Annotated in this window: 25 protein-coding genes, 1 tRNA gene and 1 pseudogene; 12 read left to right on the top strand and 15 right to left on the bottom strand. The window is 55.0% G+C overall.

Annotated features, from left to right (window positions below; genetic code table 11):
- Positions 1-5 precede the first annotated feature (5 nt).
- Positions 6-407: a hypothetical protein gene (locus tag ACR0JR_RS00135; protein ID WP_170469092.1), complete on the top strand. Its 402-nt coding sequence runs from the start codon at positions 6-8 to the stop codon at positions 405-407.
- A gap of 4 nt (positions 408-411) precedes the next feature.
- Here the strand turns inward: ACR0JR_RS00135 and ACR0JR_RS00130 are convergent, their stop codons facing one another.
- The 4 genes from ACR0JR_RS00130 to ACR0JR_RS00115 all read right to left on the bottom strand — a co-directional run bounded on the left by ACR0JR_RS00130 (position 412) and on the right by ACR0JR_RS00115 (position 5,411).
- Positions 412-1,776: an MATE family efflux transporter gene (locus tag ACR0JR_RS00130; RefSeq protein WP_480454581.1), complete on the bottom strand. Its 1,365-nt coding sequence runs from the start codon at positions 1,774-1,776 to the stop codon at positions 412-414.
- A gap of 120 nt (positions 1,777-1,896) precedes the next feature.
- Entirely contained in the window at positions 1,897-2,826 is a 930-nt protein-coding gene (gene ppk2 / locus ACR0JR_RS00125; protein ID WP_170770276.1) for a polyphosphate kinase 2, read from the bottom strand.
- A gap of 179 nt (positions 2,827-3,005) precedes the next feature.
- Positions 3,006-3,614, bottom strand: coding sequence for a carboxymuconolactone decarboxylase family protein (locus ACR0JR_RS00120; RefSeq protein ID WP_480454580.1), 609 nt, complete (start codon positions 3,612-3,614; stop codon positions 3,006-3,008).
- A gap of 30 nt (positions 3,615-3,644) precedes the next feature.
- Positions 3,645-5,411 carry an adenylate/guanylate cyclase domain-containing protein gene (locus tag ACR0JR_RS00115; RefSeq protein ID WP_480454579.1) on the bottom strand — a complete coding sequence of 589 codons (1,767 nt, stop codon included), beginning with the start codon at positions 5,409-5,411 and terminating at the stop codon, positions 3,645-3,647.
- A gap of 158 nt (positions 5,412-5,569) precedes the next feature.
- Between ACR0JR_RS00115 and parE the strand changes: the two genes are divergently transcribed.
- The 3 genes from parE (at position 5,570) to ACR0JR_RS00100 (ending at position 8,860) form a co-directional block, all read left to right on the top strand.
- Positions 5,570-7,528 (top strand): DNA topoisomerase IV subunit B, encoded by a 1,959-nt coding sequence (gene parE / locus ACR0JR_RS00110; protein ID WP_480454578.1) that lies wholly within the window; start codon positions 5,570-5,572, stop codon positions 7,526-7,528.
- Positions 7,521-8,318: a hypothetical protein gene (locus tag ACR0JR_RS00105; RefSeq protein WP_480454577.1), complete on the top strand. Its 798-nt coding sequence runs from the start codon at positions 7,521-7,523 to the stop codon at positions 8,316-8,318. Before parE ends, ACR0JR_RS00105 begins: the two co-directional genes overlap by 8 nt.
- Before the next feature lie 260 nt (positions 8,319-8,578).
- Positions 8,579-8,860 carry a hypothetical protein gene (locus ACR0JR_RS00100; RefSeq protein WP_170420982.1) on the top strand — a complete coding sequence of 94 codons (282 nt, stop codon included), beginning with the start codon at positions 8,579-8,581 and terminating at the stop codon, positions 8,858-8,860.
- Between the two features lie 59 nt (positions 8,861-8,919).
- Here ACR0JR_RS00100 and ACR0JR_RS00095 read toward each other — a convergent pair whose 3' ends face one another.
- A complete protein-coding gene (locus ACR0JR_RS00095; RefSeq protein WP_480454576.1) occupies positions 8,920-9,690 on the bottom strand; it encodes an alpha/beta hydrolase in 771 nt (256 codons plus the stop codon).
- Positions 9,691-9,723: 33 nt separating this feature from the next.
- On the opposite strand from ACR0JR_RS00095, the gene ACR0JR_RS00090 reads away from it, so the two are divergent.
- Positions 9,724-9,903 carry a hypothetical protein gene (locus ACR0JR_RS00090; RefSeq protein ID WP_170779187.1) on the top strand — a complete coding sequence of 60 codons (180 nt, stop codon included), beginning with the start codon at positions 9,724-9,726 and terminating at the stop codon, positions 9,901-9,903.
- A 122-nt stretch (positions 9,904-10,025) separates the two neighbouring features.
- On the opposite strand, the gene ACR0JR_RS00085 is transcribed toward ACR0JR_RS00090, so the two are convergent.
- Genes ACR0JR_RS00085 through ACR0JR_RS00070 form a run of 4 tightly spaced genes read right to left on the bottom strand, consistent with a single transcriptional unit; the run spans position 10,026 to position 13,800 of the window.
- Entirely contained in the window at positions 10,026-11,060 is a 1,035-nt protein-coding gene (locus ACR0JR_RS00085) for a TRAP transporter substrate-binding protein (RefSeq protein WP_480454575.1), read from the bottom strand.
- A gap of 51 nt (positions 11,061-11,111) precedes the next feature.
- Entirely contained in the window at positions 11,112-12,431 is a 1,320-nt protein-coding gene (locus tag ACR0JR_RS00080; protein WP_170779189.1) for a TRAP transporter large permease subunit, read from the bottom strand.
- Positions 12,428-13,009, bottom strand: a complete 582-nt coding sequence (locus ACR0JR_RS00075; RefSeq protein ID WP_480454574.1) for a TRAP transporter small permease subunit — start codon at positions 13,007-13,009, stop codon at positions 12,428-12,430. Before ACR0JR_RS00075 ends, ACR0JR_RS00080 begins: the two co-directional genes overlap by 4 nt.
- Entirely contained in the window at positions 13,006-13,800 is a 795-nt protein-coding gene (locus tag ACR0JR_RS00070; protein WP_480454573.1) for an N-formylglutamate amidohydrolase, read from the bottom strand. The genes ACR0JR_RS00075 and ACR0JR_RS00070 overlap by 4 nt, the downstream gene beginning before the upstream one ends.
- Before the next feature lie 123 nt (positions 13,801-13,923).
- Between ACR0JR_RS00070 and ACR0JR_RS00065 the strand changes: the two genes are divergently transcribed.
- Together ACR0JR_RS00065 and ACR0JR_RS00060 are read left to right on the top strand one after the other, a co-directional pair.
- Positions 13,924-14,793, top strand: coding sequence for a MurR/RpiR family transcriptional regulator (locus ACR0JR_RS00065; protein ID WP_480454572.1), 870 nt, complete (start codon positions 13,924-13,926; stop codon positions 14,791-14,793).
- A gap of 81 nt (positions 14,794-14,874) precedes the next feature.
- A pseudogene (locus tag ACR0JR_RS00060) lies at positions 14,875-15,630 on the top strand (hypothetical protein); the annotation flags it as partial.
- Between the two features lie 7 nt (positions 15,631-15,637).
- On the opposite strand, the gene ACR0JR_RS00055 reads toward ACR0JR_RS00060, so the two are convergent.
- Positions 15,638-16,312 (bottom strand): TIGR04283 family arsenosugar biosynthesis glycosyltransferase, encoded by a 675-nt coding sequence (locus ACR0JR_RS00055; protein WP_480454571.1) that lies wholly within the window; start codon positions 16,310-16,312, stop codon positions 15,638-15,640.
- Between the two features lie 73 nt (positions 16,313-16,385).
- Between ACR0JR_RS00055 and ygfZ the strand changes: the two genes are divergently transcribed.
- Together ygfZ and ACR0JR_RS00045 are read left to right on the top strand one after the other, a co-directional pair.
- Positions 16,386-17,123, top strand: coding sequence for a CAF17-like 4Fe-4S cluster assembly/insertion protein YgfZ (gene ygfZ, locus ACR0JR_RS00050; protein WP_480454570.1), 738 nt, complete (start codon positions 16,386-16,388; stop codon positions 17,121-17,123).
- Positions 17,124-17,213: 90 nt separating this feature from the next.
- On the top strand, positions 17,214-18,167 hold the full coding sequence (locus tag ACR0JR_RS00045) for an ABC transporter transmembrane domain-containing protein (RefSeq protein ID WP_480454569.1): 954 nt from the start codon (positions 17,214-17,216) through the stop codon (positions 18,165-18,167).
- Between the two features lie 34 nt (positions 18,168-18,201).
- Here the strand turns inward: ACR0JR_RS00045 and efp are convergent, their stop codons facing one another.
- Positions 18,202-18,765: an elongation factor P gene (efp, locus tag ACR0JR_RS00040; RefSeq protein ID WP_010439041.1), complete on the bottom strand. Its 564-nt coding sequence runs from the start codon at positions 18,763-18,765 to the stop codon at positions 18,202-18,204.
- Positions 18,766-18,984: 219 nt separating this feature from the next.
- On the opposite strand from efp, the gene ACR0JR_RS00035 reads away from it, so the two are divergent.
- A complete protein-coding gene (locus ACR0JR_RS00035; RefSeq protein ID WP_008757056.1) occupies positions 18,985-19,305 on the top strand; it encodes a DUF6280 family protein in 321 nt (106 codons plus the stop codon).
- Positions 19,306-19,369: 64 nt separating this feature from the next.
- Here the strand turns inward: ACR0JR_RS00035 and ACR0JR_RS00030 are convergent, their stop codons facing one another.
- Positions 19,370-19,918, bottom strand: a complete 549-nt coding sequence (locus tag ACR0JR_RS00030; protein ID WP_480454567.1) for a cobalamin biosynthesis protein CobQ — start codon at positions 19,916-19,918, stop codon at positions 19,370-19,372.
- Between the two features lie 81 nt (positions 19,919-19,999).
- Here ACR0JR_RS00030 and ACR0JR_RS00025 point away from each other — a divergent pair, with 81 nt between their 5' ends.
- A complete protein-coding gene (locus ACR0JR_RS00025; RefSeq protein WP_480454566.1) occupies positions 20,000-21,457 on the top strand; it encodes a cobyric acid synthase in 1,458 nt (485 codons plus the stop codon).
- 3 nt (positions 21,458-21,460) lie between these two features.
- Here the strand turns inward: ACR0JR_RS00025 and ACR0JR_RS00020 are convergent, their stop codons facing one another.
- The 3 genes from ACR0JR_RS00020 to ACR0JR_RS00010 form a co-directional block, all read right to left on the bottom strand.
- Entirely contained in the window at positions 21,461-22,210 is a 750-nt protein-coding gene (locus ACR0JR_RS00020; RefSeq protein ID WP_480454565.1) for a hypothetical protein, read from the bottom strand.
- Between the two features lie 73 nt (positions 22,211-22,283).
- Positions 22,284-23,702, bottom strand: a complete 1,419-nt coding sequence (locus ACR0JR_RS00015; protein ID WP_010439027.1) for a TolC family outer membrane protein — start codon at positions 23,700-23,702, stop codon at positions 22,284-22,286.
- A 95-nt stretch (positions 23,703-23,797) separates the two neighbouring features.
- Entirely contained in the window at positions 23,798-24,451 is a 654-nt protein-coding gene (locus ACR0JR_RS00010) for a protein-L-isoaspartate O-methyltransferase family protein (protein WP_170779206.1), read from the bottom strand.
- A gap of 225 nt (positions 24,452-24,676) precedes the next feature.
- On the opposite strand from ACR0JR_RS00010, the gene ACR0JR_RS00005 reads away from it, so the two are divergent.
- Positions 24,677-24,750 (top strand) — tRNA-Cys (locus ACR0JR_RS00005).
- The last annotated feature ends 43 nt before the right edge of the window (positions 24,751-24,793 follow it).

Below are 24,793 nucleotides of genomic sequence, written 5' to 3'. Positions count from 1 at the left end.
TTTCCATGTCCACAACCCTGCCCGAATATTACTTCCGCGTACGCGAGAATGGCGCAGCAGTGTTCAAAATCGATACGGAAAACCGCCAACGTCGGATCGAGATGGATCAGATCGCAGTGGTCAACATCCGCAATGGTGAGGTCAAACCGCAGGGTCAACGTAGTCTGTCCGATGCGGACAAAGCCGAAATCACGCGCTGGATGGAGGAGCGGAAAGCCCTGCTATCCCGCCGCGACTTGGATGATATTCATCGCGCCGTCGACCATCTGAATCTGACGACGCAATGGGCGCAGTCCAAGGCCACGGATGAGCAGTTGGAGGATGTCACGGATCGGCTATTGATGGCTATGCACGATCTGCGCTCGGTGCTTGTGCGCAAAAAATCAGATCGGATCAGCAAAGGTTGATCCCTCAGGCCGGAACTTCGCCAACCTCGCGCACAGACCGCAGCCAGAATCGCGACATCAAAAGGACAGAGGCACAGGCAAGGCCCAGCACCAGGCCAAGCCACACTCCGATCCCTTCCATGCCCTGAACGAAGCCGAAATAATACGATGCAGGTATCCCGATCGCCCAATAGCTGAGCGCGGCCATCACCATCGGCACTTTGGCATCCTGCAATCCGCGCAAAAGACCCAGTGCGATCACCTGTGCGCCATCGACCAGTTGGAACAAAGCAGCCATTGCCAGCAGCCCGGTGCCAATCAACAGAATTTCTGGCCGTTTCGGATCATCAAATTCCATAAACAGGGAAATGAGAGGCTCTGCACAGGTCAAGAACAGAATAATGGTCAAGACTGAAACCACCAGCGACATTCCGGTCACTGTAATGGCGCCTTTTTCAAGATGTGCACGATCTCGACGACCCAATGCATTTCCCGCGCGGATTGTTGCTACATTTGACAGTCCCAGATGCACCATGAATGTCGCAGACGCGAGATTCAGAGCAATACCATGCGCCGCCAGTGGCACCGGACCCAGCCAGCCCATCATCACCGCTGAAATAGCGAACAAAGACACCTCTGCCAGTGTCGTCAGGCCGATCGGAACGCCCAGGCGTAGAACGCTCATGAACATTTCCCAATCCGGACGCCAAAAACGTTGGAACAGACTGTGTTCCGGCAACGCCTTCACCGCATAGATCACCACCGCCACCAGTGACACGATCTGCGTCACGACCGAAGCGATGGCCGCGCCCATCACTCCCAACTCAGGCGCACCCCAATTGCCGAAAATCAACGCATAGTTCGTCAATCCATTCACAACAGCGGCAACAACCGTGATCCAGAGCACAATCTGCGTTCGTTCAAGTGCGGCCAAATAGGACTTGAGGGTCATAACCAACAATGCCGGGAACAGTCCCCACCCTGCCACACGCAGGTAAATCGCTGCGGTTTCAGCAACTTGCGGTTCTTGCTTCAATGCAATCAGAATGGGTTGTGACCACCACAGAAGGGGCATCATCACCGTCGCATAGATCAAAGACAGCCACAGGCCCATGCGGGTCGACCGGCGTATGCTGGTCTCATTCTCTTCAGCCGCAGCAGTCGCCACCATCGGCATAACGGCCAAGCCAAATCCTGCGCCAAACAGAAAAAGAACAAAGAAATAGCTGCTGGCCAATGTCACTGCGGCCAGTGCCTCGACCCCGTACCATCCCAGCATGATGGTGTCGGTCAGACCGATCGCATATTGTGCCAAATGCCCACCAATCAATGGCAGGCCCAGCACTGTAATTGCCCGCAAATGGCCGGGATATGTCATCACCTTGTTCATCCCGCCAGCCTTAGGCTTGCCCGCAGCGCAAGACAAGAGCAGAACAGGTTTATTTCAATGTGAGACTTACATGACTTGTACCAAGCGGGCCATCACCCTGTCTGGTGATGACCCGGCCCGTTAGCCAATTTTTGCATCTGGATGCAGTGCCGTTCCAAGAATATGGTCCGAGCGATGGATCACATGATGCGCCTGCCCCACGATCAGAGGGTCAGGTTCAACAACGATCTCGTGATCCTTGTCAGGATAGTCCAACGTCGACAAAAAGTGACGCATGCAATTCAGACGCGCGCGTTTTTTGTCATTAGATTTTACAATGGTCCAGGGCGCGTCGGCCGTGTCGGTGTAGAAGAACATCGCCTCTTTCGCCTCGGTATAGTCATCCCATTTGCTCAGGCTGGCTTTGTCGATCGGCGACAATTTCCATTGTTTCAATGGGTCGGTTTCACGGCTCCGAAAGCGCCGTTGCTGTTCTTCCTGCGTGACCGAGAACCAGTATTTGTAAAGCTGAATGCCCGAGCGTACCAACATCCGCTCCAACTCAGGAGTTTGGCGCATGAATTCCAAGTACTCGTTGGGAGAGCAGAACCCCATAACCCGTTCGACACCCGCGCGATTGTACCAGGACCGGTCATAAAACACCATCTCACCCAAGGTCGGCAGCTGCTGCACGTACCGCTGGTAATACCACTGCCCTTTCTCTTCGTCCGTTGGCTTGTTCAACGCAACGACGCGCGCCTGACGCGGGTTCAAGTGTTCCATGAACCGCTTGATTGTGCCGCCCTTCCCGGCCGCATCGCGCCCCTCGAACAACAGCACAAACCGCTGGCCTGTCTCTTGGGCCCACAACTGAACTTTCAGCAACTCGGCCTGCAACTCGGCCTTCTGCGCCTCATAATCCTTGCGCGCCATCTTTCGGCCATAGGGATAGTTACCGCTTTCAAAAGCTTGCCGAATTTTTTCAAGCGTCGGCGCCGAGGCCTCCGCATTTGGGGCAGTTGCCGAATTAATATGAGGTGATTTCTGACTGATCTGGGGCGTTGCATCCATACATTCTCTCCTCGGTTTCCTGTCGAAGAGAAATCTAGCAGTTCGGCATGTTCAGCGCTTTGATTGGTGTCAAACAGACTTGTGTTTTAACTGAGCCTCCGGGCAGGCGCGCCGATCTGCCCTTCATCTGGCCAAAAATATCTCGGGGAGCGCGAGGGGCTGGCCCCTCGCTCCTGCCCTCACCGATGGCCCCAATCATCCGGGTTTTCGGAGTTGTTCGGCGACAGTCCCAGAACGTCCCCATCCGTCGAGCACCCTAACCCAAGTACGGTTCGGTTCGCATAGGAAAAATACGAACATACCTGATTGATCTCAAGAATCTCGCCATCATCCCAACCTGCGTTACGCAGGGCGATAACATCCGCCTCAACCAGATCTCCGGGGGCCTCAGTCAGTTTTTGCGCATAACCCATTGCCGCCACCTGCGCGGCATCCAGCGGGGCTGACGATGGATCTCGTGCCTCGATCGAGGCCCGGATTGCGTTACCCCGACCTTCATCCTTTAGCAGCCGTTGCAGACCCGCAAAGTGATGTTCAACGCAATACCCGCATCGGTTCAAGGCACTTACCCATACGCCCAACGTTTCAAGAAACCACTTGGGAACCTTGTTCGCCGAATGATGCAAAACGTTCTTATAGACCGCCATATGGGCTTCCATCGAATGAGGCCGCAGAGAGTGCGCCATCATGATGTTGTCCACATTATTGTCCGGTCCGGTCACCCGTTCGTATAGTTTTCTCAACTTGCCCGTAGCTTCGCTGAACGGCACGGTCGTGATCCAGGTCATCTCGTCTTCCTTAACAAATGTAGTGATTACCTATTCAGGTAATCCGGCAAGGCGCAATCCCTCAAGATAAGGATCCAATCCGCCGGGTTTTGTTGTCGGATAGGCCGTCCGCAGCTCTCTGATCGACAACGTCGGGACCTCTTGCAAAGCCATTGTTATTTCTTTTTGTGCTTCGTCAATCCGACCAAGTTGCGCCAGAGACGCAGCCAGCATGGAGTGTGGCCAATAGCCGACAGCGTTGGGGTGCCGACGGGTTTTTTGCGCCCAAATCAACGCATTATCGTAGTCTCGCGCCAGCAAATAGGTTAACGACTGCACTACCAACGATGCCCAAATAATTGGATCACGCGGGCTCAAGCGTTCGCACATTGCGTTGGCGTTGTGCGCCTCGTCAAACCGCCCTGCAAGACACAACGCCATACCCAGCCCGTGATAGGCTTGTGCGAAACTCGGATTGAGCTTGATCGCAGATTCCAGCGCCGCAATCGAGTCCTCAGTCCGCCCTTTCATCATATAGATCCGCCCGATACCGAAATATGCAACCGCATCCCTGGGATCAGCTGCAAGCGCCTTCTGTCCGGCTTCCAACCCCGCATCCAACTCGGCCGGAATTTCATCAGTGTTGACCCAGTGCATGACAACACTCTGATAGTGCACATATGCCCTGTATGCATGTGCTGGCGCAAAGCTTGGATCAAGTTCACTTGCTCTGGTCAGGAATGACAACGCCGCGTCATGATCGTCCTGCGAATACGACCACATATGAAAAACACCACGTTGGAAGCTTTCCCATGCATCCAGACTGTCAGGAGATTTTCCAGCGACCCGGGCGCGCTCGACCGCGGATATCTCAGGCTCAACCGCACCGATGATGGTCTGGGTCATCTCGTCCTGCAAATCGAAGATATCTTCGATTTGCCGATCATACCGTTCTGCCCAAACATGATGCCCATCAGTTGCGTCGATCAATTGGGCAGTGACGCGCACCCGGCCTCCGGCGCAGCGGATACTGCCCTCAAGAACATAGCGCACACCCAACTCGCGCGAGACGACCTTAACGTCGACAGGCTTCCCCTTATAGGTAAACGTGCTGTTGCGTGCGATTACATAGAACCACCGGATTCGGGATAACGCGGTGATCAGATCTTCGGTTATTCCGTCCGCCAGATAGTCCTGTTCACCATCACCGGACATGTTGTCAAAGGGCAGGACCGCGATGGATGGTTTATCCAATGGGGCGAGCGTTGGTTCAGTGAAGTCAGCTACCGATCCATCTGTGCCCTCGTCACTTTCTGGCCGGATAGAAAACGCATGGACGGGGTCAGGTATGTTCTTGATATTTTGCAAACCCAAATCGGCAAAACGCAGGCCGCTGTTACTAGCTATCTGATCGCGAACCGAGGCTGAGACGCAGATGCCCCCAGGATTAGCCAGGGCCTCTAGCCGTGCAGCAATATTGACGCCATTCCCAAAGATATCTCCATGGCGATGAATGATATCACCAAGGTTAATACCTATTCGAAACTGAAATTTACCCTGCGCTTCCGCGGTGGATTGCCACTCTGCAGCACAGTTCACCGCATCGGTAGCGCTGACGAACTCGGCCAGCAGGCCATCGCCCATCAATTTTACAATCTTTCCGCCATGCCTTCCGATCATCGGTCTTATTGAATCACGCAACAATACGGACAACGCCTTGAACGTTCCGGCCTCGTCTTTGTTCATCAGATTTGAATAACCAACAACATCGGCCGCCAATATTGCAGCCAGTTTGCGATCTGATCTTGCATTCTTCATCCCGTTCACAGTAACGGCGACGTCGATTCCAATCCAAGTAAAAGGTCACACAAGGACGAATTTCGAGCTGTTTGCTTACGGCAAGTTTGTATCGGCTCTTTCCCAATTCTGCTCTCGATGCCATAATGCCTTAAACAAATAAAACAAGAGCAGCACCCATGCCCGACGATCTGTTGACGCCAGAAGCGACCACAACTTATGACGCCTCGTCCATCGAGGTGCTCGAAGGGCTGGAACCGGTTCGAAAACGGCCCGGCATGTATATCGGTGGTACCGATGAGCGTGCCTTGCACCATATGGTGGCTGAAATCCTAGACAACTCGATGGACGAAGCCGTAGCGGGCCACGCCAACCGGATCGAGGTCGAACTGCATTCCGATTACGCTCTGACCGTACGCGACAACGGGCGTGGCATTCCGATCGACCCGCACCCCAAGTTCCCCGACAAATCGGCGCTTGAAGTCATCCTGTGCACCCTGCACGCGGGCGGAAAGTTCTCGGGCAAGGCCTATCAGACCTCGGGCGGTCTGCACGGTGTGGGCGCGTCGGTGGTCAATGCCTTGTCCGATTCTATGGTCGTTCAAGTGGCGCGCGACAAACAGCTGTACGAGCAACGCTTTTCACGTGGTATCCCGCTGGGTCCCGTGGAAAAGGTCGGCGCGGCCCCCAACCGGCGCGGCACCACCGTTACCTTCCATGCGGACGCCGAGATTTTCGGCCATCACAAGTTCAAACCGGCGCGGCTGTTCAAATCCATCCGCTCCAAGGCCTACCTGTTCTCGGGCGTCGAAATCCGCTGGAAATCTGCCATCGATGACGGTGAAACGCCAACCGAGGCCACATTCCACTTCCCCGGCGGGCTCTCTGACTATCTTAAAGAAACCATGAATGGCTCGTCCACCTATGCCGAGCAACCCTTTGCTGGCACCGTGGATTTTCAGGAGAAGTTCGGCACCCCCGGCAAGGTCGAATGGGCGATCAACTGGACACCCTCGCGCGATGGCTTCATCCAGTCTTATTGTAACACAGTGCCCACCCCCGAAGGCGGCACCCACGTGGCCGGGTTCTGGGCTGCGGTCCTCAAGGGGATCAAGGCCTATGGCGAGCTGATCAACAATAAAAAGGCCGGTCAGATCACCCGCGATGACCTGATCACCGGTGGCTGTGCGCTGGTGTCCTGCTTTATCTCGGAACCGGAATTCGTCGGCCAAACCAAAGACCGTCTGGCCACGGTCGAGGCGCAACGGCTGGTCGAAAACTCGGTCCGCGACCATTTCGACAACTGGCTGGCGGCTGATACGAAATCCGCCGGGGCGATCCTCGACTTCCTCATTCTGAGGGCCGAAGAACGCCTGCGCCGACGGGCCGAGAAGGAAACACAACGCAAGTCCGCCACTAAGAAACTTCGTCTCCCCGGCAAGCTGGTGGACTGTTCTAATTCAACACGGGACGGCACGGAATTATTCATCGTCGAGGGCGACTCTGCCGGTGGGTCCGCCAAAATGGGCCGTGACCGCAAAACTCAAGCCCTGCTGCCCCTGCGCGGCAAAATCCTGAACGTGCTGGGCGCGGCCAGTTCGAAACTGGGCACCAATGCCGAGATCAACGACCTGACCCAAGCGTTGGGTGTGGGCCTTGGCACCAAGTTCAACGTCGACGACCTGCGCTATGACAAGATCATCATCATGACCGACGCGGATGTGGACGGGGCACATATCGCCTCGCTGCTGATGACGTTCTTCTTCACGCAGATGCGGCCTATGATTGACGCGGGCCACCTCTACCTCGCCTGCCCGCCCCTTTATCGCCTGACCCAAGGCGCCAAACGCATCTATTGTCTGGACGAAGCCGAGCGCGATGAATGGCTGGAAAAAGGTCTGGGCGGCAAAGGCAAAATCGACGTTTCCCGCTTCAAGGGTCTGGGCGAGATGGACGCCAAGGACCTGAAAGAGACCACGATGGACCCTGCCTCGCGCAAACTTATCCGCGTCACCATAGACGAGGACGAACCCGGCGAAACCGGCGACCTCGTCGAGCGCCTGATGGGCAAAAAACCCGAACTGCGGTTCCAATACATTCAGGAGAACGCGCGGTTTGTGGAGGAGTTGGATGTTTGAGTTCATTAGGCGCGAAACGCGTCTTTTGGCCTTAAGGCGTAGCCTTAATAGACGAGCACCTTCCCAGTTTTCTTATAGTTCCACTAATAACTACTACGTTCCCACGCTTTGGCGAGAAGATACCGAACAATCTGTTTTGGTGGACGAGATAACTGGGTGTTCGATAGTCGGTCGACTTTGGGTAGGTGATGAGTTTTCGGAATTCATCAGAATTCCAATCGAAGAGTTACCCGAATGGGAAATAAAGATAACGCGCTTTTTTGGGTTTGTACGCAAAGATTTTGAAACAACATCACAATTTATTTCTGGAGAACTCACGTTTGCTACCGAACGCGCTTGGATACATGAAAAACTCTTTCAGTCTTTGTACAATGCGACGCTCAGGTACCGCGATGATCGAATTGCGGTACTCAAAAAAATTGTAGAATTGCACTACACTCGGGCTCTGAATGGAGTGCCTATACTCTACGAAGCCAAGAAAAGGTCCATAATTCAATTGGAAACCGACCACTTTGGTCAACGAATTTACGGCCATCCTAAACATGATCAGATTTCAGCACGGTTTCGCTTACTTATTGAATCTCTTGTAAGTTCCGGTGACCTTGAGAAAGTCGGACGCCATGATTTTAAACTATCTGCTCAGGCACTAGTTACTATTGCAAACTACGCCCAAGAGGAACGCCGTCACAAAGACAATGTACGACAAAATCAAATGCTGTTTTGGATCACCGTTGCAATAGCGTTAGCCACTGCTGCACAAGCTTACTCAGTCTGGCAATCCGGCACATGACATGACCGAAACACCCGCGCCCGACCATGGGGGCGGGTCGGGCGCGTGCTTAATGCTTAGCATCAAGCATTGGATGGATAGTGCGGGACGATCCCACACCCCGCAGGTCGGGCTTCAGTCCGGCACACCGCAATCCCCTTGCCTAACCCGTTGATCCCGTTCACACTTACCTTCAATCCGTCATCCAAGAACGACATTTGAGGTTCCGAGCGTCCAAGACCCAATTTAACCACGAACAATTTTCCAAACGGGAGGACGACATGAAAACACTTACCCTCGGGCTGGCCCTGACCCTGCTGGCCTCGGCAGCCCCAGCGCAGCAGATGCTCAGCACCGCATCGCCCATTCCAGACGGCGCCGAGACGCGGTTTTGCTACTATGACGGCATGGCCTATTCGCCAGACGCCTTCATCCTGCTGACCGGAGACAATACCGTCACCTCAACCATCAGCACGCGCGAGGAACGACTGTTGCGGTGTCATCGCAATGACGATGGCTCTCTGGTCTGGAAACCGCAGAGCACGTTTCAAACCAACAACTGACGTAGGATGGGTTTTCAACCCATCAAAGCGGAATGGGAGCGATGGGGTGAAACCCCATCCTACCCAACATTCTGATCCAGCCAATTGGCGATCTGTCCGGCTGGGCCTTCCCAGCCCGGTTCCATGAACAGAAAATGCGCGTGGTTTTCGACTGGCAGAAACGTCGCGCGGTCTCCGTAAAGCTTCGCCAGTGCACGGCAGGTGTTGGGGTTCACGGCCCGGTCCTCGGTGCCTGAAACGATCAGCACCGGACAGTCGACCTTGTCGATATCCACCTTCATTGCGTGGTGATCGTCGAACATCCAGAAGAACATCTCGAACATCACCCGCCCGCTTTCCGGGCCGAGTTGATCGAACACCTCATGCTGCTGCGCCTCGGGCATCTTGTTCAGCGCAAAGGGGGCCATCAGATCGAAATCGACGCGCATGGGCTGTTTCCAGAACGCCCCGCCCTCCATCAGCGCCCGCGGCACAGCGCGTTCGTCGTCGGTTTCCGGCAAGGTACCCCAGGCCGCATTCGGGTTGATCAGGACAATGGCGCTGGCCAAACCGCGAGAGGCCACCTGTTGTGCCACTACGCCCGCGATGGCATGGCCTAGCAGCACCGGTTTGCTATCCAACCCTTGTACGAAGTCGGCAATGTCATTGGCGTAATCCAAGACGCTGGTTTCGGTCAGGCCCGGTTCGGGTTCGGCGTTAGGGTCGCCGCCATGATACCGCAACGCAGGTGTGTGTACCGACCAGCCACGTGCGCGAAAGAACTCCGCGTAATCCTGCATGCACCACGGCCCGGCAAAAGCTCCATGGATCAGAACAATCTCTTTTGTCATGAAAAACTCCCTCACCTGTGACCAATATGTGAGGTGAAGGACGAGGTCTGCAAGCCCGTTACTGCACTGCGCTCAAAGGACTGGGGTATTGTCCCCGGTCCGTTGGATGGCATTTGGGTCGATGAAGGCACATTCGACGAAGTTTGGCTGGGGTATTGGAAACGTTCGGATGAATGCGTCTCGCAGGCCCATGTTGGTAAATTGTGTGCCTGACAGAGCGCCGCGCCCGATGTCGCAGGATCAAATAAACTCGTCCAGTTTGATTGATAATTATCAACGAAAATTTTTTGCGCAGTTGCGACCGGCCCGCTCGCTCGCGGACCGGTCGAGTTGGGTCAGCCGTAGCGATAGGGCCGACCGGCCTTTTGCATTTCGGCGTTATAATTCTTGAAGATTTCAACAACCTTGGCCTTGGTCTCGGATTCAGCTGCAATCTCATCCCAGAATTTGACAGCCGCTTCTTCGACCTGCGCCCATTCGGCATCTGGAATTGTGGTCAGTTGCATCTTGGTGCCATTGACGCGAAGGTTGGCTTCACCACCCCAATACCACCACTGGCGATAATAGTGCGACTGATCACAGCAAGCGCGGAACAACGTCTGCAAGTCTTCGGGCAGTTCGTTCCAACGGTCCATATTGGCAAAGAAGTGACCCGCCCAGGCGCCCGATACGTTGTTGGTCAGGAAGTAGTTGGTCACATCGGCCCAACCGACGGTGTAGTCTTCGGTAATGCCTGACCACGCGATGCCGTCCAGCTCTCCGGTTTGCACCGCGACTTCGATGTCTTCCCACGGCAGGGTCACAGGAACCACGCCGAACTGCGACAGGAACCGGCCCGCCGTCGGGAAAGTGAAGATGCGCTTGCCCTTCATATCCTCCAGAGAATTGATCGGATCCTTGGTGGCAAAATGGCAGGGATCCCAGGCGCCGGCGCTGATGTGTTTGACGCCGACCTTGGAATACTCTTCATCCCAGATCTCGTTCAGGCCCCACTGGTTGAACAGAACCGGCACGTCCAGCGAATAGCGCGAGGCAAATGGGAAATAGCCGCCGAAAACAGTGACCTCGGTGGGTGAAGCCATCGAGTCATCATCCGACTGCACCGCATCGATGGTGCCCTTCTGCATGGCACGGAACAGCTCTCCGGTGGGCACAAGCTGATCGGCATAGAACAGCTCGATCTGCATCCGGTCACCTGCGATCTTGTTGAACATCTCGATGGCTGGATCGATCACATGGGCCGCAAGCGCTGGCCCCGCATAGGTCTGCATCCGCCATGTAATCGTACTTTGCGCCAGCGCCGGTGCGGCCAATGGTGCAGCTGCAACCCCCACCCCGGCAGTTTTGAGAAACTTACGTCTTGTCGTCATGTCAATTTCCTCTCCGTTAAAGTTCAAGTGCCCGTTTGCCGGGCCTTCTGGTTAATTTCCGTAAACATATCCGGGCAGCCAAAGCGCTATTTCCGGGAAGATCATGATTATCGCGAGCGCTAGAACCATTACGCCCACAAAAGGAAAGATCGAGCGATAGATATCGCGCAGCGTAATCTCGGGCGGGGCCATCGCTCGCATCAGGAACAGATTGTAGCCGAACGGCGGCGTCATATAGGCGATCTGGGTCGTGATCGTATAAAGCACGCCATACCAGATCAGATCAAAACCCAATGCCCCCACCAGCGGTACATATAGCGGAGCAACGATGACGAGCATCGCGGTATCATCGAGGAACGTGCCCATTACGATAAAGCTGAGCTGCATCAGGATCAGGATCATCCATGGTGAAAGATTGAGTTGTTCGGTGAACAGATTGTCGATGGCCTTAACCGCACCCAATCCATCAAATACGGCTCCAAATCCCAGCGCGGCCAGAATGATCCACATGAACATGCAGGATATGGCCAGCGTTTGCTTGGTGCAGTCTTCAAAGATTTTCCACGTCATCCGGCGTTTGAGAACCGAGGCCGCTAAAGCCGCCAGCGCCCCGATCGCTGAACTTTCAACAAGCGAGGTCCAGCCATTGACGAAGGGGATCATCATGGACGCGAAGATTATCAGCGGCAGAGCGCCTGCCCCCAACAACCGGATTTTTTCGGCCCGAGGCACTTCGTGCGCGTCCTTCATCGCTGGGCCGAGCTGAGGTTGAATGCGACAGCGTATCCATATGTAGAGGATGAACATTGACGCCATCAGCAGCCCGGGCACAATACCGGCCAACCACAGCTGACCCACAGGTTGCCGCGCGATCATGGCATAGAGCACTAGAACCACGGAGGGCGGCACGAGAATCCCCAGGCTCGATCCGGCTTGAATGACCCCGGTCACCATGGTCTTGTCGTATCCGCGCCGCAAAAGCTCGGGCAAAGCAATTGTCGCCCCAATGGCCATTCCGGCGACACTGAGGCCGTTCATAGCGGAAACCAGAACCATCAGCCCGATTGTACCGATCGCAAGACCTCCGTTCACCGGCCCCATCCAAACGTGAAACATGCGATAGAGGTCGTCAGCCAGGCGGCTTTCACTCAGAACATAACCCATGAAGATAAACATCGGCAGCGTGAGCAGCGGATACCACTTCATCAGTTTCATCGCGGCCGAAAAGGGAATATCCTGCCCGCCTGTTCCCCACAGTGCCAGCGCCGCAATCGCCGAAACCGCGCCGATGGCCCCGAAAACGCGCTGACCTGTAAACAGCATCAGCATCATTGAGGCAAACATGAAAATGGCGATATATTCCTGACTCATGCCCGGCTGACCCCGATTTCCTGCCCGTTGATCCGCGCGATGTCTTTGAAGAGTTCAGAAATTGCTTGCAGCAGCATAAGAAAGAAGCCGAACACCATAATTGCCTTGACCGGCCAGATATAGGGCCTCCATGCAGTCGATGAGCGTTCCAGTCTCCCGATCCCTTCACTGCCGGTCAGAAGGCCTGTGAAATAGGAAACCGGTTCATCGCCCCAATAGCCGAGGCTGTAGGCGGTCGAACCAAGTCCACCATAGAACAGCACGCCAAGATATAGGATCAGTAACAACACCGTGCAGGCGTCGAACCAAGCTTTTCGGCGCGGGCTCCAATTGTGATAAAACAGATCCATCCGGACGTTCGAACCCAATTGGATCGAGTACGGACCTCCTATGATGTAATAGGTCACCATTGCAAACTGCGCCATTTCCAACGTCCAGAGCGATGGCAAAAAGAACGTTTTCGAGATCGAGGACCACAGCAAAATCCCCATCATCACAAACAGGCCCCACATCATGACCCGTCCGATCCGATAGTTCACCGCATCAATGATGCGCACATATGCGGCCATCATTTTCATTGCCGCGCGCCCTCGCTTTGGATCGCGCTCATCGTGTTTTCGATCCAGTGCACCAGATCATCAGCAATCGCTTGTTGTTGCTCGGGCGTCTCGATCAAATCATTGCGAATTTCGATCATGACGTTCAGCAAACCTCTTGGTTTCGCATGAACGTCCAGCGTATGTGCCACGCCATCGCGGGCTGAGTATGGCTCATTCAGGCGCGTCTTCAGCGGTAGGTCCGCAGGGGCTTTTTCCAGCATTTTCAACGCAAAGCGCTCGTCTTCGCCATGCAATAAGCCCAATTCGACAGTCCGTTTCTGTCCCCGATACACGGGCGTAAAGCTATGAATTGTCACCATCAACTCAAGCGTTTCGCGATGACGATCCAACATTCCTGCAAGTTCCAAACAAAATGGCTTATAGACCTCATCGACTCGGGCCTTGCGATCAGCGTCGGACAGGGAGGCGTTGCCCGGAATGGCGAAATCCTCGCTGTTAGCAGGCATCGCATCGTCGGCTTCAGGTGGCCGATTACAGTCATAAACAAGCCGCGAAACGCCTCCGTAGATCAATGAAGCAGACATTTGTCGTGCCATAGCCTGCGCGACAGGCAAAGCACCCGGATCCCATGCGATATGGCTGCGCAAAGCATCGGCGTTTAGACCCAAGTCCCTCAATTCTTTGGGTATCCGGCACGATGCATGTTCACAGACCACGATGACCGATGGGCGGTCCGCCGGTTCGCGTGCGTGAACTACTGGTCCAAAATCCAGATGCCCGACCGGCGAAAGGTTGTTGTGCGATTCCATGGGAAAAAATTTCTACACCCAGCCTTAACCTGTCAATAATTTTCCTGTAAAATATCTCACACAACCGTTTCAGATGTCAAATATTGCACATTGGATGGTGGACAACCAAAGAGGATGTAATCCGTGCGCGTAACTGAAAGACTCCTTGCCCATCGCGAAACGATGACCCCATCGGAGCGGCAATTGGTGAATGTGCTGCTGGATGATTATCCAATGGCAGGTCTTGGCAGCATTACGGAATTTGCAAGCATCGCCTCGGTTTCAACCACGACAGTCGCGCGTATGCTGCAGAAAACCGGATTTGGCGGCTATCCTCAGTTTCAAGCCGCTATCCGCAGCGAAGTGAAAGAGATGATCTCGGGTCCCGTTGCCAAGCGGGATGTCTGGCAAAATGATCTGCCAGATGAACATATCCTAAACCGCTATTCCCGGCAGGCGCTGGACAACCAACGGCGTTCTATCGATGAGGTGGCTCCGGAAGAGTTCGACAGCTTTTGCCGCCTATTGTGCGATCCGGATCGACGCATTTTCATAACCGGAGGACGCATTACCGGGACGCTGGCGCAGTATCTATATCTGCACCTGCAAATGATACGGCCCGACGTGAAACTGCTATCAGATGCGGCCTCCTGGACCCATGATCTGCTTGAGGTGCGTGAAGGGGACGTGTTGGTGGCCTTGGATGTGCGGCGGTACGAAAACACCACGCTGCTGATCGGACAGCTTTGCCATGAACGAGGCGCCGAGGTCGTGCTGCTGACGGATCAATGGCGTTCGCCGATCCATCGGCTGGCAAAGCACACATTTGCAGCGCGTATCGCGGTTCCGTCTGCGTGGGATTCCATGGCCTCGATCCTGGTACTGTTGGAATGTGTGATCGCCGAAATGCAAGAACGTCTGTGGGACAGCGTGAAAGAACGTACGGAAGAGCTTGAGCAGGCATTCGACAGGACCAAACTGTTCCGCAAATTCGGCCAAAGCTCGGGATCCTGACGCCTTTTTCGTGGTGTCATGAGATACAACTGCGCGTGAACACTATTGTCTGAACAACCTCAGACCGTACATTCTGTACACATGACATTTATTGCCGACAATCAACTACCGTTGCTTATTCTTTCGTTTCTGATCGGCCTATTGGGAACGGGCTTCTTATTCCGGAAGCCAGCGGGACATCGAGCCTGGAAACTGGCAGATCTTGTCTGGGTGGTTTTGGGCGGGATCGGCGCATTGGTCGCCGTACTGGCGGGGCTCTACACATCAGACAGTTCACGATTGGATCGGCAAATTGACGTCGCTTATGCTGCAACTTTGGCCTTCGACCGCGATGCAGCACGCTTTCGACTGCGGTTTTGCGACCCGGCATATGATCCCGATACCGCCGTTTTGTGTGAAAAGGTGGAATTCTTGTCTGCCTCGACCGCCAGCAATGCCGATTTACCGCTCTTTATTGCGGTCACAAACGAAGTTGCACCGCTGCAAGGGCTGCATTTCCTGTTTGGCCGGACATCAAAGGACGAGATGGAAGAGGCTCGTGATATGGCCGCTAAGGCCGATGCTTTTGATATCCAGCAGTTTCTGGTGTTCACTTCTCTGGATGAAACCACGCAAGCCGCCGTTAACAACATGCGCCGCAAAGTACCTGCCATCGCAGGCGACTACCTGATCCTAGCCCAGAGCTATGACGATCTGATTGATCAGGTGGGCAAGTTGAAGGAAGAATGGGAATATCTGCAGGCCAATGCGCATATTCTGGTCTTACAGATCATCGCCCTATGTCTGGTCAGTTTTGCGGCCCCGTTTCGCCTCGGCAAGTCCATTGTTGAACTGCGCACCGCCTTTATCCCCGATATGCCTTCGCCAACTTCGCCGGATCGGCACCAAGAAAATAGCGCGCCAATGTCCAGAGATTCCGCGCACCCCGCCGAAACCAGCCCTGACGGATATAGCGTTCCGCATTCGTAACCGCATTCGCTTTTAACAGCACCGAGCGCGGCAGGGCGCGAACCAGAGCGACATCTTCCATCAATGGCTGATCCGGATACCCACCCGCCGACAGATAGGTCTGGCGCTGGACCAACAGTCCCTGATCGCCGTAAGGCAAACCGAATAGGCGGCTGCGCAAATTCGCCCAGCCAGCAACCCAGAGTGGGGCCACGCCCTTGGCGCGGAACCGCAAACGAAAGGCCGCAGGTTGGCCTGTGTTCAGATGTTCTGCCACCGCTGCGGTCCAGCCCGGTTGCAACTCGGTATCCGCGTGCAAGATCAGTAACCAGTCAGCTTTGGCCTTAGCGCATCCCCTCCGCAATTGCCCGCCGCGTGATGGGGCGCCTGACACGATCCGGGCCCCTGCCTCATCAGCGATCTCTAGCGTGTGATCATCCGAACCAGCATCGCTGACGATCAACTCGCGGATCAGTCCCTGTTGCAGACCTTCCATCAGCGATTGCAGTGTACTTGGCAGCTCCTGCCCTGCATTCAATGTCGGGATTACGATGCTGATTGGGGCGGACACGTCTGATACCCTCTGGTCATGGCGGCGCGTTCTCCTATATCACGAGGCCAGACCAAATGACGAGGATCAACCCATGCCCAATCGCCGCATTCTGCGCCTGACCGGCAAGGATACAGACAGCTTTCTGCAAGGGCTGATCACAAATGACGTACAGCGGTTGAATGAGGGGTTGGTCTACGCTGCCCTGCTGACCCCGCAGGGCAAGTATCTGGCTGATTTCTTTTTGAAACGGGACGGATCATCGGTTCTGCTGGACGTGGCAGAGGATCTGGCCGACGCGCTGAATAAGCGCCTGACGATGTTCAAGCTGCGAGCTGATGTTGCGATCGAAGCAACCGACCTCAATCTGCAGCGCGGCACAGGCCCCGCGCCAGAAGGCGCCCTGCCCGATCCAAGGCATCCCGATCTTGGCTGGCGCGGCTATTCTTCGGCACCGGAAGACGAAGATGGTACAGACTGGGATGCGATCCGCGTCCGTCATTGCATTCCAGAGACAAACATCGAACTAACGCCAGACAGCTACATACTTGAAGCCGGTTTCGAAGCCCTGAATGGCCTCGACTTCAAAAAAGGTTGCTATGTTGGCCAGGAAGTCACTGCGCGCATGAAGCACAAAACCGAACTGCGCAAAGGTTTGCGTGTTGTAGAAATTACAGGCGCTGCTCCGGTTGGAACCGAGATACAGTCTGGTGGAAAGCCCGCCGGAACTTTGTTTACGCAATCCAATGGCAAAGCGATTGCCTATCTGCGCCTTGATCGCGCCCAAGGGGACATGCTGGCGGGTGATGCGATCGTGCGTTTGACCGACTAACCCCACGGGTAACCTCGCGCCACGTTTTCGCTGGAACCCATCGCGCTGCGCGGTAACACTGGCGCCGGAACTGCAAGAGGGATGTAAAAGATGTTCCGGCTGTATCGGGCAATCTGGCGGGCCAGTGCGGGCCGGCAAGTTATACTTATCCTGCTGTCATTGGCAGTCGCAGCGCTAGCTGCAGTTCCGCTGGAATTTCAGCGCGACATCATCAATCACCTGACATCTGCAGATGTCGGGGTCGAGCGATTGTTGACATTGGGTGCTGGCATGATGGCTGTCATTTTGTTGAGCCTTGCCCTGAAATGGGTGCTGGGCTACCGGGCGGGCACTTTGGGTGAGGACCTGATCCGCCTGATCCGTCAACGCCTGTTGGTGCGCGCAGCTGACCTCAACCAAACCGGAGGATCCTTTCGCAAGGGAACCATGAGCACTGCCGTCTCTGCCGAGGCTGAAGAGCTTGGTAAATTTGCAGGCGGCGCCTTTTCCGACCCCGTTGTTCAGATCGGAACGTTGATCAGTGTGATTGGCTATATCTCATCCACACAACCCGGCCTGGGTCTGATCGCGTTTTCGATGATCCTTCCACAAATCATCATTGTTCTGGTCTCGCAACGGCGCGTGAACGTCTTTGTCGCCGAACGGGTCCGTATCCTGCGCAATTCGACCGACCGTTTGACGACCGAAGATATCGAGGCTGTATCTCCAGATATCGAGGCACTGTTTGATGACATTTACGAAACACGCCGTCGCATGTTCATCTGGAAATTATCTGCCAAATTCTTGCTGAGCGTTATCAACGGTGCCGGGACGGTTGGCATCTTGATGCTTGGCGGATGGCTGGTTTTGCAGGGGCGTACGGACGTCGGCACCGTGGTTGCTGCCACCAGCGGGCTAACACGCATACAAGGTCCAACCGCATTCCTAATCGCATTCTATCGCCAAGTCAGTGCCAATCGCATCAAGTTCGAATTGATGCTTGAACTGTTCGGTCCAGACCCCGAACGATACCGGCGACCGCGCAACAAAAAAGACCGCACCTGAAGGATGCGGTCTTTCGAATGTGGTTGGAACAAGCTTAGGCGCGCTCGGAATATTCCATCGTTTCTGTATTCACGATGATCATTTCATCCTGACCAATAAACGGTGGAACCATGACCTTGACGCCATTATCCAAGATTGCAGGTTTGAACGAGTTTGCAGCGGTTTGCCCTTTGACGACCGGTTCGGTCTCGACAATCTTGCAGGTCACCTTTTGCGGCAGCGTCGCATTCAATGCCTCGCTCTCGTAGAATTCGACAACAATGGTCATGCCGTCCTGCAGAAACGGGCGGCGCTCGCCCAGCAATTCCGACGGCAGCTCGATCTGTTCGTATGTCTCAGAATCCATGAACACCAACATGCCATCGGATTCGTACAGGAATTGCTGATCTTTTTGCTCAAGACGTACGCGCTCAACCTTGTCCGCAGAACGAAAGCGTTCGTTCAGTTTTGAGCCATTGCGCAGGTTGCGTAGTTCGACCTGTGCAAAAGCACCGCCTTTACCGGGCTTTACGTGATCCACCTTAACAGCCGCCCACAGCCCATCGTTATGCTCAAGCACATTGCCGGGGCGAATTTCGTTCCCATTTATCTTGGGCATGACTTAAATCCTTCACAAACGGTTGATGCGTCAGTTGTTGTCCCTATATCTGGCGTGACCACACCTGACAAGACAACGAAACCTAGTGCTGCACATGCAGCGAGCCATGCAAATGACGCAACGTAGTTATGCAATTTAGGTGTATCCGAATCGCATGTAATAGGTCATAAGGACCGTCACGCCGAAAATTGCAAGAGCAAGAAAAACAGGAAAAACGAGATGAGAGATTTCGTTGACGGCACTGCCTTCAATAACGAACAAGGCAATCGTGCACGCAAACTTTTCGCAGCCGTTGTACTGGCTGCTCTGGATGATGCCATCGCTGACGACAAGAAATACGGCAATGGGCCAGAACAAATTGCCCGCTGGGCCCGTTCGCGCGATGGTCGCGAAGTACTGTCCTGCGCCGGTATCGACCCCAATGAGCGGGTTGTTGGTGGATTGATGGAATTCGTCGGTCGCGGCGTCCGGACTTCGGTGGCTCTGTCACGCGAAGAAAGCGAACGCAGGAATGCGGCTCAGCAGGCCGAAGCGGCCTGATTGAACCCCGCATCCGATTGAAAAAACGCGCCCTGACGACGGGGCGCGTTTTTCATTGACCAGGCTAAAAGTACATTATCCATTGCCTTGCAACCCAGAGCTCGGCTGCAAGAAAAACAGCAAAAAAGAGCTTAGCCCCTATCGAAAGGCCGCGTTGCCACAGCACCGCATAGGCCGCCAAACACACCGCCATGGATATGGGCGCGATCCAAATGGCGTGATGCGTACTGTCCCAATAGCTGATGGGGCTGTCGAAGACCCAAGAATTGAGCGGCCAGAATTGTGGCCGACCATCTCCTGCGTGCAAAAAGAAATCCATCACCAAGTGCAGCAGCCCTGCGGACGCACCTATGGTCAATAGGTGCCAACCTCGCCACAGCCCTAGGCCAAGCGCGGTTCCCCACACAAAGAACGAGTTGTCGACGGCGAACACCGTTTGCCAGGCTGGCGAAAAGTAAAGCTGGTCGAATACAACCTGTGCCGGGATGTTCAGAATATACAGCGAGGCACTTGCCATCACATACAACGACAGGTCCGGCAACACCGATCCAAGTAACGCTGCACATAATGCGGCTCCTTGGGCTGGGCGTGCAAAAGCGGCGGCGCCGATCAAAAGATGCGCAGGTGTGTTCATAGGGGGCTTTTCCTTTGCCCTTAAATCAGGTCATCTGCGCGTCAACATAGGAGACAGGCCATGGCGCGGTCCATCATGATTCAAGGCACCGGCAGCAATGTCGGAAAATCGGTTTTGGTGGCCGGACTGGCACGCGCATATTCCCGACGCGGGCTGAGGGTTGCGCCGTTCAAACCACAGAACATGTCGAACAACGCCGCTGTCACCGAAAACGGCGGAGAAATCGGGCGCGCGCAAGCCCTGCAGGCGCGGGCGGCGAAACGGCCGACGCATACCGACATGAACCCGATCCTGTTGAAGCCAGAAACCGACACAGGCGCGCAAATCATCCTTCAGGGCCGGCGCGCAGGCACATTGAAAGCGGGCGACTACCGCAAAGATAAATCCAAGCTTCTGGGTGCAGCTTTGGAAAGCTTCGGCCGGTTGTGCAGCGACGCCGATTTGGTGCTGATCGAGGGCGCGGGCAGCCCGGCTGAGACCAATTTGCGCAAGGGTGATATTGCCAATATGGGATTTGCGTGTGTCGCTGACGTTCCGGTTGTTCTGGTCGGCGATATCCATCGTGGCGGAGTGATCGCCCAAATCGTTGGAACACAGGCAGTCCTGGACGCAAGGGATCTCGAGATGATCCGAGGCTTTGCCATAAATCGGTTCAAAGGCGACGTGTCCCTATTTGATGAAGGTCGCGATGACATCGCGGCCCGGACCGGTTGGCCCTGTGTTGGCGTAGTGCCCTGGTTTCACGATGCATGGAAGCTGCCCGCCGAGGATATGATGGATATTCGTTCTCATGCCGGAGGCGCGTGCAAGATCGTTGTGCCTCAGCTAGAGCGGATGGCCAATTTCGATGATCTTGACCCGCTGTCGGCAGAACCCGGTGTGACGGTCGAGATCATTCCTGCCGGCCGCCCCCTGCCCGGCGATGCCGATCTGGTGTTGCTGCCCGGCAGCAAATCCACGATTGGCGATCTGGCCTATTTTCGGGCGCAAGGCTGGGACATAGACCTCTATGCCCATGTCCGTCGGGGAGGACACGTTCTGGGCCTTTGCGGCGGATATCAGATGCTGGGAAAAACCATCGCGGATCCGGATGGCGTAGACGGTCGCCCAGGTCACGTCGAAGGTTTGGGGCTGCTGGATGTCACCACCACTATGGCCGGTGAAAAGCAGGTTACATTGCGATCAGCGGCCGCCCTACCCGGTAAGGAACCTGTCAGCGGTTATGAAATCCATATGGGTAGGACCGAAGGTCCGGATTGCGCCCGCGCGTGGCTGCAGGTGGGGGGGAGGCCAGAAGGTGCCGCCAGCGCCAATGGACGCGTACGCGGCAGTTATTTGCACGGGATTTTCACATCAGACGCGTTTCGCGCCAGCTATCTGTCCGGATTGGGCGTTGTATCAGAAAACGCCTATGAAGACGGCGTCGAACAGGTTCTGGACGACCTTGCCGACCATCTTGAGCGGCACATGGATTTGGACCTGTTTCTCTCGATGGCGCAGACACCAAATCGGGGCTGAGGATTAGTCTCGATCCCCAGCGGCCAATGCGCGCACAATTTCGCGCCGAACCATCTTGCGCAGGTTCTTGGTAATCCGCTCGCCCAATGCGCCTTGCAGCTCTTCTCGGACGATCTGCGCAACAAGCTCGCGCAACTGCTGCTCCTCAAACACTGCACCAGTGGGCTTTGGTGTCGGATCCGCTTTTACCGAAGGATCGCGTATGAACACGGCCTCTGTTTTGGACTCTGTGTCGGGCTGTGCGACCTTAGACTGCGCAAATCCCTTGTCCACTGGCCACTCGACAGCCTTTGTCTTGGTACCAGAGTAATCATCGTCGCTTTCACCATCCGGTTCCCACTGATCTTCAGTCCGGGCGATCGCGGCTTCCAAGGCTTCGATTTTTGCGCTCAAACTCCCCGCAAGATCACGCTTTGGTTCTTCGGTGCTGACCTCCGCATCTTTCGCAGCCACAAATTCGTTGGACTGCAAACGCATCGGTTCATCTGGGTTGTCAGGCGTATTCGCGGCCTGTCTTTCTGCCTCATCGCCCGCGTTGCTATGAGGCATCAACTTCAGAGGTGCCCGCTTCTTGGCAATCAGCGGTTCCTCGCTGACGCGCAGGGCGTCGGTCAAAACCAACCGCCCAGGCTTGGACGCCGGGGGCGAAGGGACAAAGATAAATTCCGATTCGCCACTGGCGTCTTCGTCGACCATTCGTTTAACCGACGAGAGAACGTCCTGAATATTGGCGTTTACAACACGATCCGACATATTTTTCTACCGCTCTAACCTTGGTTCGATTGTAGCCAATCAAAACCATCGCCACAACAGGTAGCGATACTGTTTAATCCCGGCGCAATGCCTTGAGCACCCGATCCAAATCGCGGCTTTGCTTGCTAACCTGCGATGGCGCCTTTTTGACGAGGTTGTAATACAAGGTCGGGTCATAAATCTGCACCGCCAAGCCTAAGCGCTCTGCCGTCAACAAACCCTGTGCCTGTAGCAACTCATACGCAGCACGAGACCGCTCAGTCCGAGACGCAACTTCAGCCAATTGAGCGTCCAACAAATCCTGCTGCGCGTTCAGAACATCCAAAGTTGTACGCGCACCTAGCGTCGCTTCTTCGCGGATACCGTCAAAGGCAACTTGCGAGGCGCGAACACGCTCGGTCGAAGCCCGCAAGCTGGCCGTAGCGGCCTGAAATGCCGCATAGCGATCCGCAACTCCTTGAGTGATGTTTTTCTGTACATTCAGCAAATTCGCGCGAGACGCGTCACGTGTCGCCATCGCCCGACGCACTGCAGCCGCCAGACCACCGCCAGCATAGATCGGCTGATTGAAATTCAACGAGATTGTTGCATCGTTGATGTAGTCGTCGTTGTCATAGCTCTCGGTGATACCTGCATCAGCATTCAAGCTGACATTCGGTCCAAGATTGGCTCGCTGTTGCTGTACGATCAGATCCAGCGCGCGAACCTGATGCTGCGCCGAAAGGATAGCCGGGTGGTTACGTTGCGCCAGATTGACAGCATCGGATTCCGAACGCGGCAGATTTGGCAACCTCGGCTGGCCAGCCGTCCTTCCGGGCGTTTTGCCAACTGCATTCACGTATTCAGCCTGCGCAATGCTCAGGTTACCACGGGCAACGGCCAAATCCGCTTGCGAACTGGCCAACTGTGCCTCGGACAGCGCAACGTCTGTACGTGTCACTTCACCAACCTCGAAACGGTCTTGCGAGGCACGGAGTTCCTCGGCTGACACTTCCACGTTGTTTTGGCGGATCGCGACAGTTTCTTCCTGCAGTAAAACACCTAAATAAGCATTCGCTGCACGAATTAGGATTTGCTGTTCGATATCGATCAAAGACTGACGTGTGGAAAGAACGGTTTCCTGCGCCGATTGCTTGCCCAGAACCGAAGCGCCACCGTCATAGATCAACTGGCTAAGCGTAAGGCCCGAGAAAAAACTGGAGGGTTCTGTCGTGTTGATTAGGCTGCTTGTATTGGTCCGCGTGTAGTCGCGGCTAACACGCACCGTCCAGTTGATGATGGGACGTAATGCAGACAGCGCAATTGCGACGTCTTCATCCGCTGCCCGCAGCAATGCACGGTTCTGTTCGAGCAGACCGCTGGTATTATACGCACCGATAAACGCATCTGTCAGATTGTCAGCCCAAACTGACCGTCCGGGTATTGCACTAAACGCAATACCAGCAGCCAAAGTGAGACCTTTGAGCAGCTTTCCTGTCGTCGTCCCGCGCATTACCAAATCCTCTCAAATCGAAATTACGCAACCACCGGAGCAGTTTGCGCCGGTGTTTTCAAGTAATCAAGGCATCAAAATACTTCTATTGCCAACTATAGCGAAAATGCACACTCAGCGCAAAACGCGGGCAAAACCGGAGCGCTGGCATTAAACGCATAGCGCCACGAAATCCGGCCTGCAGCCTTAATACCTACCCGCACAGTCCCAAGACTGCCCTCCATGAACAGGCAAACGATCCGTCCACCATCCTTGAGCTGATCCAGCAGCGTGGCGGGCAACTGCTCAACACCGCCCTGAACCAAGATTACATCATAAGGGCCATGCTCAACGGCACCCATTTCGAGAGGGCCTGTGTGAACAATTGCATTATCTGCATCGGCTTCCATCAGAAGTGTCTGCGCTTCTGCCGCCAAATCGTCTTCGGATTCCACAGCCACGACTAACTCAGCCATTCGCGCCACAATCGCAGTCGAATAGCCCAATCCAGGTGCAATATCCAAAACCACTTCATCGTTGGAAATATTCACTGCATCCAACATCTTGGCCAAAGTTCTGGGCTCCAGCAGGCAACGCCCGCCTCCCAATTCAATCAGATCGCCGACATAGGCTGCCTCGCGCTGCGAATCCGGCACGAAATTTTCACGTGCCACTGACAGCATCGCATCAATGATCGGGAATTTTGTCACATCCGAGGGCCTGACTTGAGTATCAACCATCGTAAGACGCCGGGCTGCGAAATCTGTCATTTGATCGCTCAATCCTTGTCATTCTGCTTATTGGCTTGTGCCACATCCGCCTGCCAGCAGCAACGGCTCAGACGGCAAATTCGGGCGCGGCAAAATGATCTTATCAGAGCGCTTCGCAATTTAGTACAAGAGCAGAAACAATCGCACTCAAAGCTCTGGACGTTCACTCAGAAAGCTGTTAGAACGCCGACCACACCACAGCAAGTATCTGATATTGCTTGAAAAGGCGAGTTGGCGGAGTGGTGACGCAGCGGATTGCAAATCCGTGTACACCGGTTCGATTCCGGTACTCGCCTCCATTTAAAAACAATCACTTACATCACTCCTTGCCGTGTTTGAGGC

Source organism: Ruegeria sp. AA3 (assembly GCF_056542905.1).
This window is presented reverse-complemented; position numbering and strand designations above follow the sequence as displayed.

Bases quoted from the DNA above. Each gene is read 5' to 3' on its own strand.
- ACR0JR_RS00135 (WP_170469092.1), top strand. From the start codon at position 6: ATGTCCACAACCCTGCCCGAATATTACTTCCGCGTACGCGAGAATGGC.
- ACR0JR_RS00130 (WP_480454581.1), bottom strand. From the start codon at position 1,776: ATGAACAAGGTGATGACATATCCCGGCCATTTGCGGGCAATTACAGTG.
- ppk2 (WP_170770276.1), bottom strand. From the start codon at position 2,826: ATGGATGCAACGCCCCAGATCAGTCAGAAATCACCTCATATTAATTCG.
- ACR0JR_RS00120 (WP_480454580.1), bottom strand. From the start codon at position 3,614: ATGACCTGGATCACGACCGTGCCGTTCAGCGAAGCTACGGGCAAGTTG.
- ACR0JR_RS00115 (WP_480454579.1), bottom strand. From the start codon at position 5,411: ATGAAGAATGCAAGATCAGATCGCAAACTGGCTGCAATATTGGCGGCC.
- parE (WP_480454578.1), top strand. From the start codon at position 5,570: ATGCCCGACGATCTGTTGACGCCAGAAGCGACCACAACTTATGACGCC.
- ACR0JR_RS00105 (WP_480454577.1), top strand. From the start codon at position 7,521: ATGTTTGAGTTCATTAGGCGCGAAACGCGTCTTTTGGCCTTAAGGCGT.
- ACR0JR_RS00100 (WP_170420982.1), top strand. From the start codon at position 8,579: ATGAAAACACTTACCCTCGGGCTGGCCCTGACCCTGCTGGCCTCGGCA.
- ACR0JR_RS00095 (WP_480454576.1), bottom strand. From the start codon at position 9,690: ATGACAAAAGAGATTGTTCTGATCCATGGAGCTTTTGCCGGGCCGTGG.
- ACR0JR_RS00085 (WP_480454575.1), bottom strand. From the start codon at position 11,060: ATGACGACAAGACGTAAGTTTCTCAAAACTGCCGGGGTGGGGGTTGCA.
- ACR0JR_RS00080 (WP_170779189.1), bottom strand. From the start codon at position 12,431: ATGAGTCAGGAATATATCGCCATTTTCATGTTTGCCTCAATGATGCTG.
- ACR0JR_RS00075 (WP_480454574.1), bottom strand. From the start codon at position 13,009: ATGAAAATGATGGCCGCATATGTGCGCATCATTGATGCGGTGAACTAT.
- ACR0JR_RS00070 (WP_480454573.1), bottom strand. From the start codon at position 13,800: ATGGAATCGCACAACAACCTTTCGCCGGTCGGGCATCTGGATTTTGGA.
- ygfZ (WP_480454570.1), top strand. From the start codon at position 16,386: ATGCCCAATCGCCGCATTCTGCGCCTGACCGGCAAGGATACAGACAGC.
- ACR0JR_RS00045 (WP_480454569.1), top strand. From the start codon at position 17,214: ATGTTCCGGCTGTATCGGGCAATCTGGCGGGCCAGTGCGGGCCGGCAA.
- efp (WP_010439041.1), bottom strand. From the start codon at position 18,765: ATGCCCAAGATAAATGGGAACGAAATTCGCCCCGGCAATGTGCTTGAG.
- ACR0JR_RS00035 (WP_008757056.1), top strand. From the start codon at position 18,985: ATGAGAGATTTCGTTGACGGCACTGCCTTCAATAACGAACAAGGCAAT.
- ACR0JR_RS00025 (WP_480454566.1), top strand. From the start codon at position 20,000: ATGGCGCGGTCCATCATGATTCAAGGCACCGGCAGCAATGTCGGAAAA.
- ACR0JR_RS00020 (WP_480454565.1), bottom strand. From the start codon at position 22,210: ATGTCGGATCGTGTTGTAAACGCCAATATTCAGGACGTTCTCTCGTCG.
- ACR0JR_RS00015 (WP_010439027.1), bottom strand. From the start codon at position 23,702: ATGCGCGGGACGACGACAGGAAAGCTGCTCAAAGGTCTCACTTTGGCT.
- ACR0JR_RS00010 (WP_170779206.1), bottom strand. From the start codon at position 24,451: ATGACAGATTTCGCAGCCCGGCGTCTTACGATGGTTGATACTCAAGTC.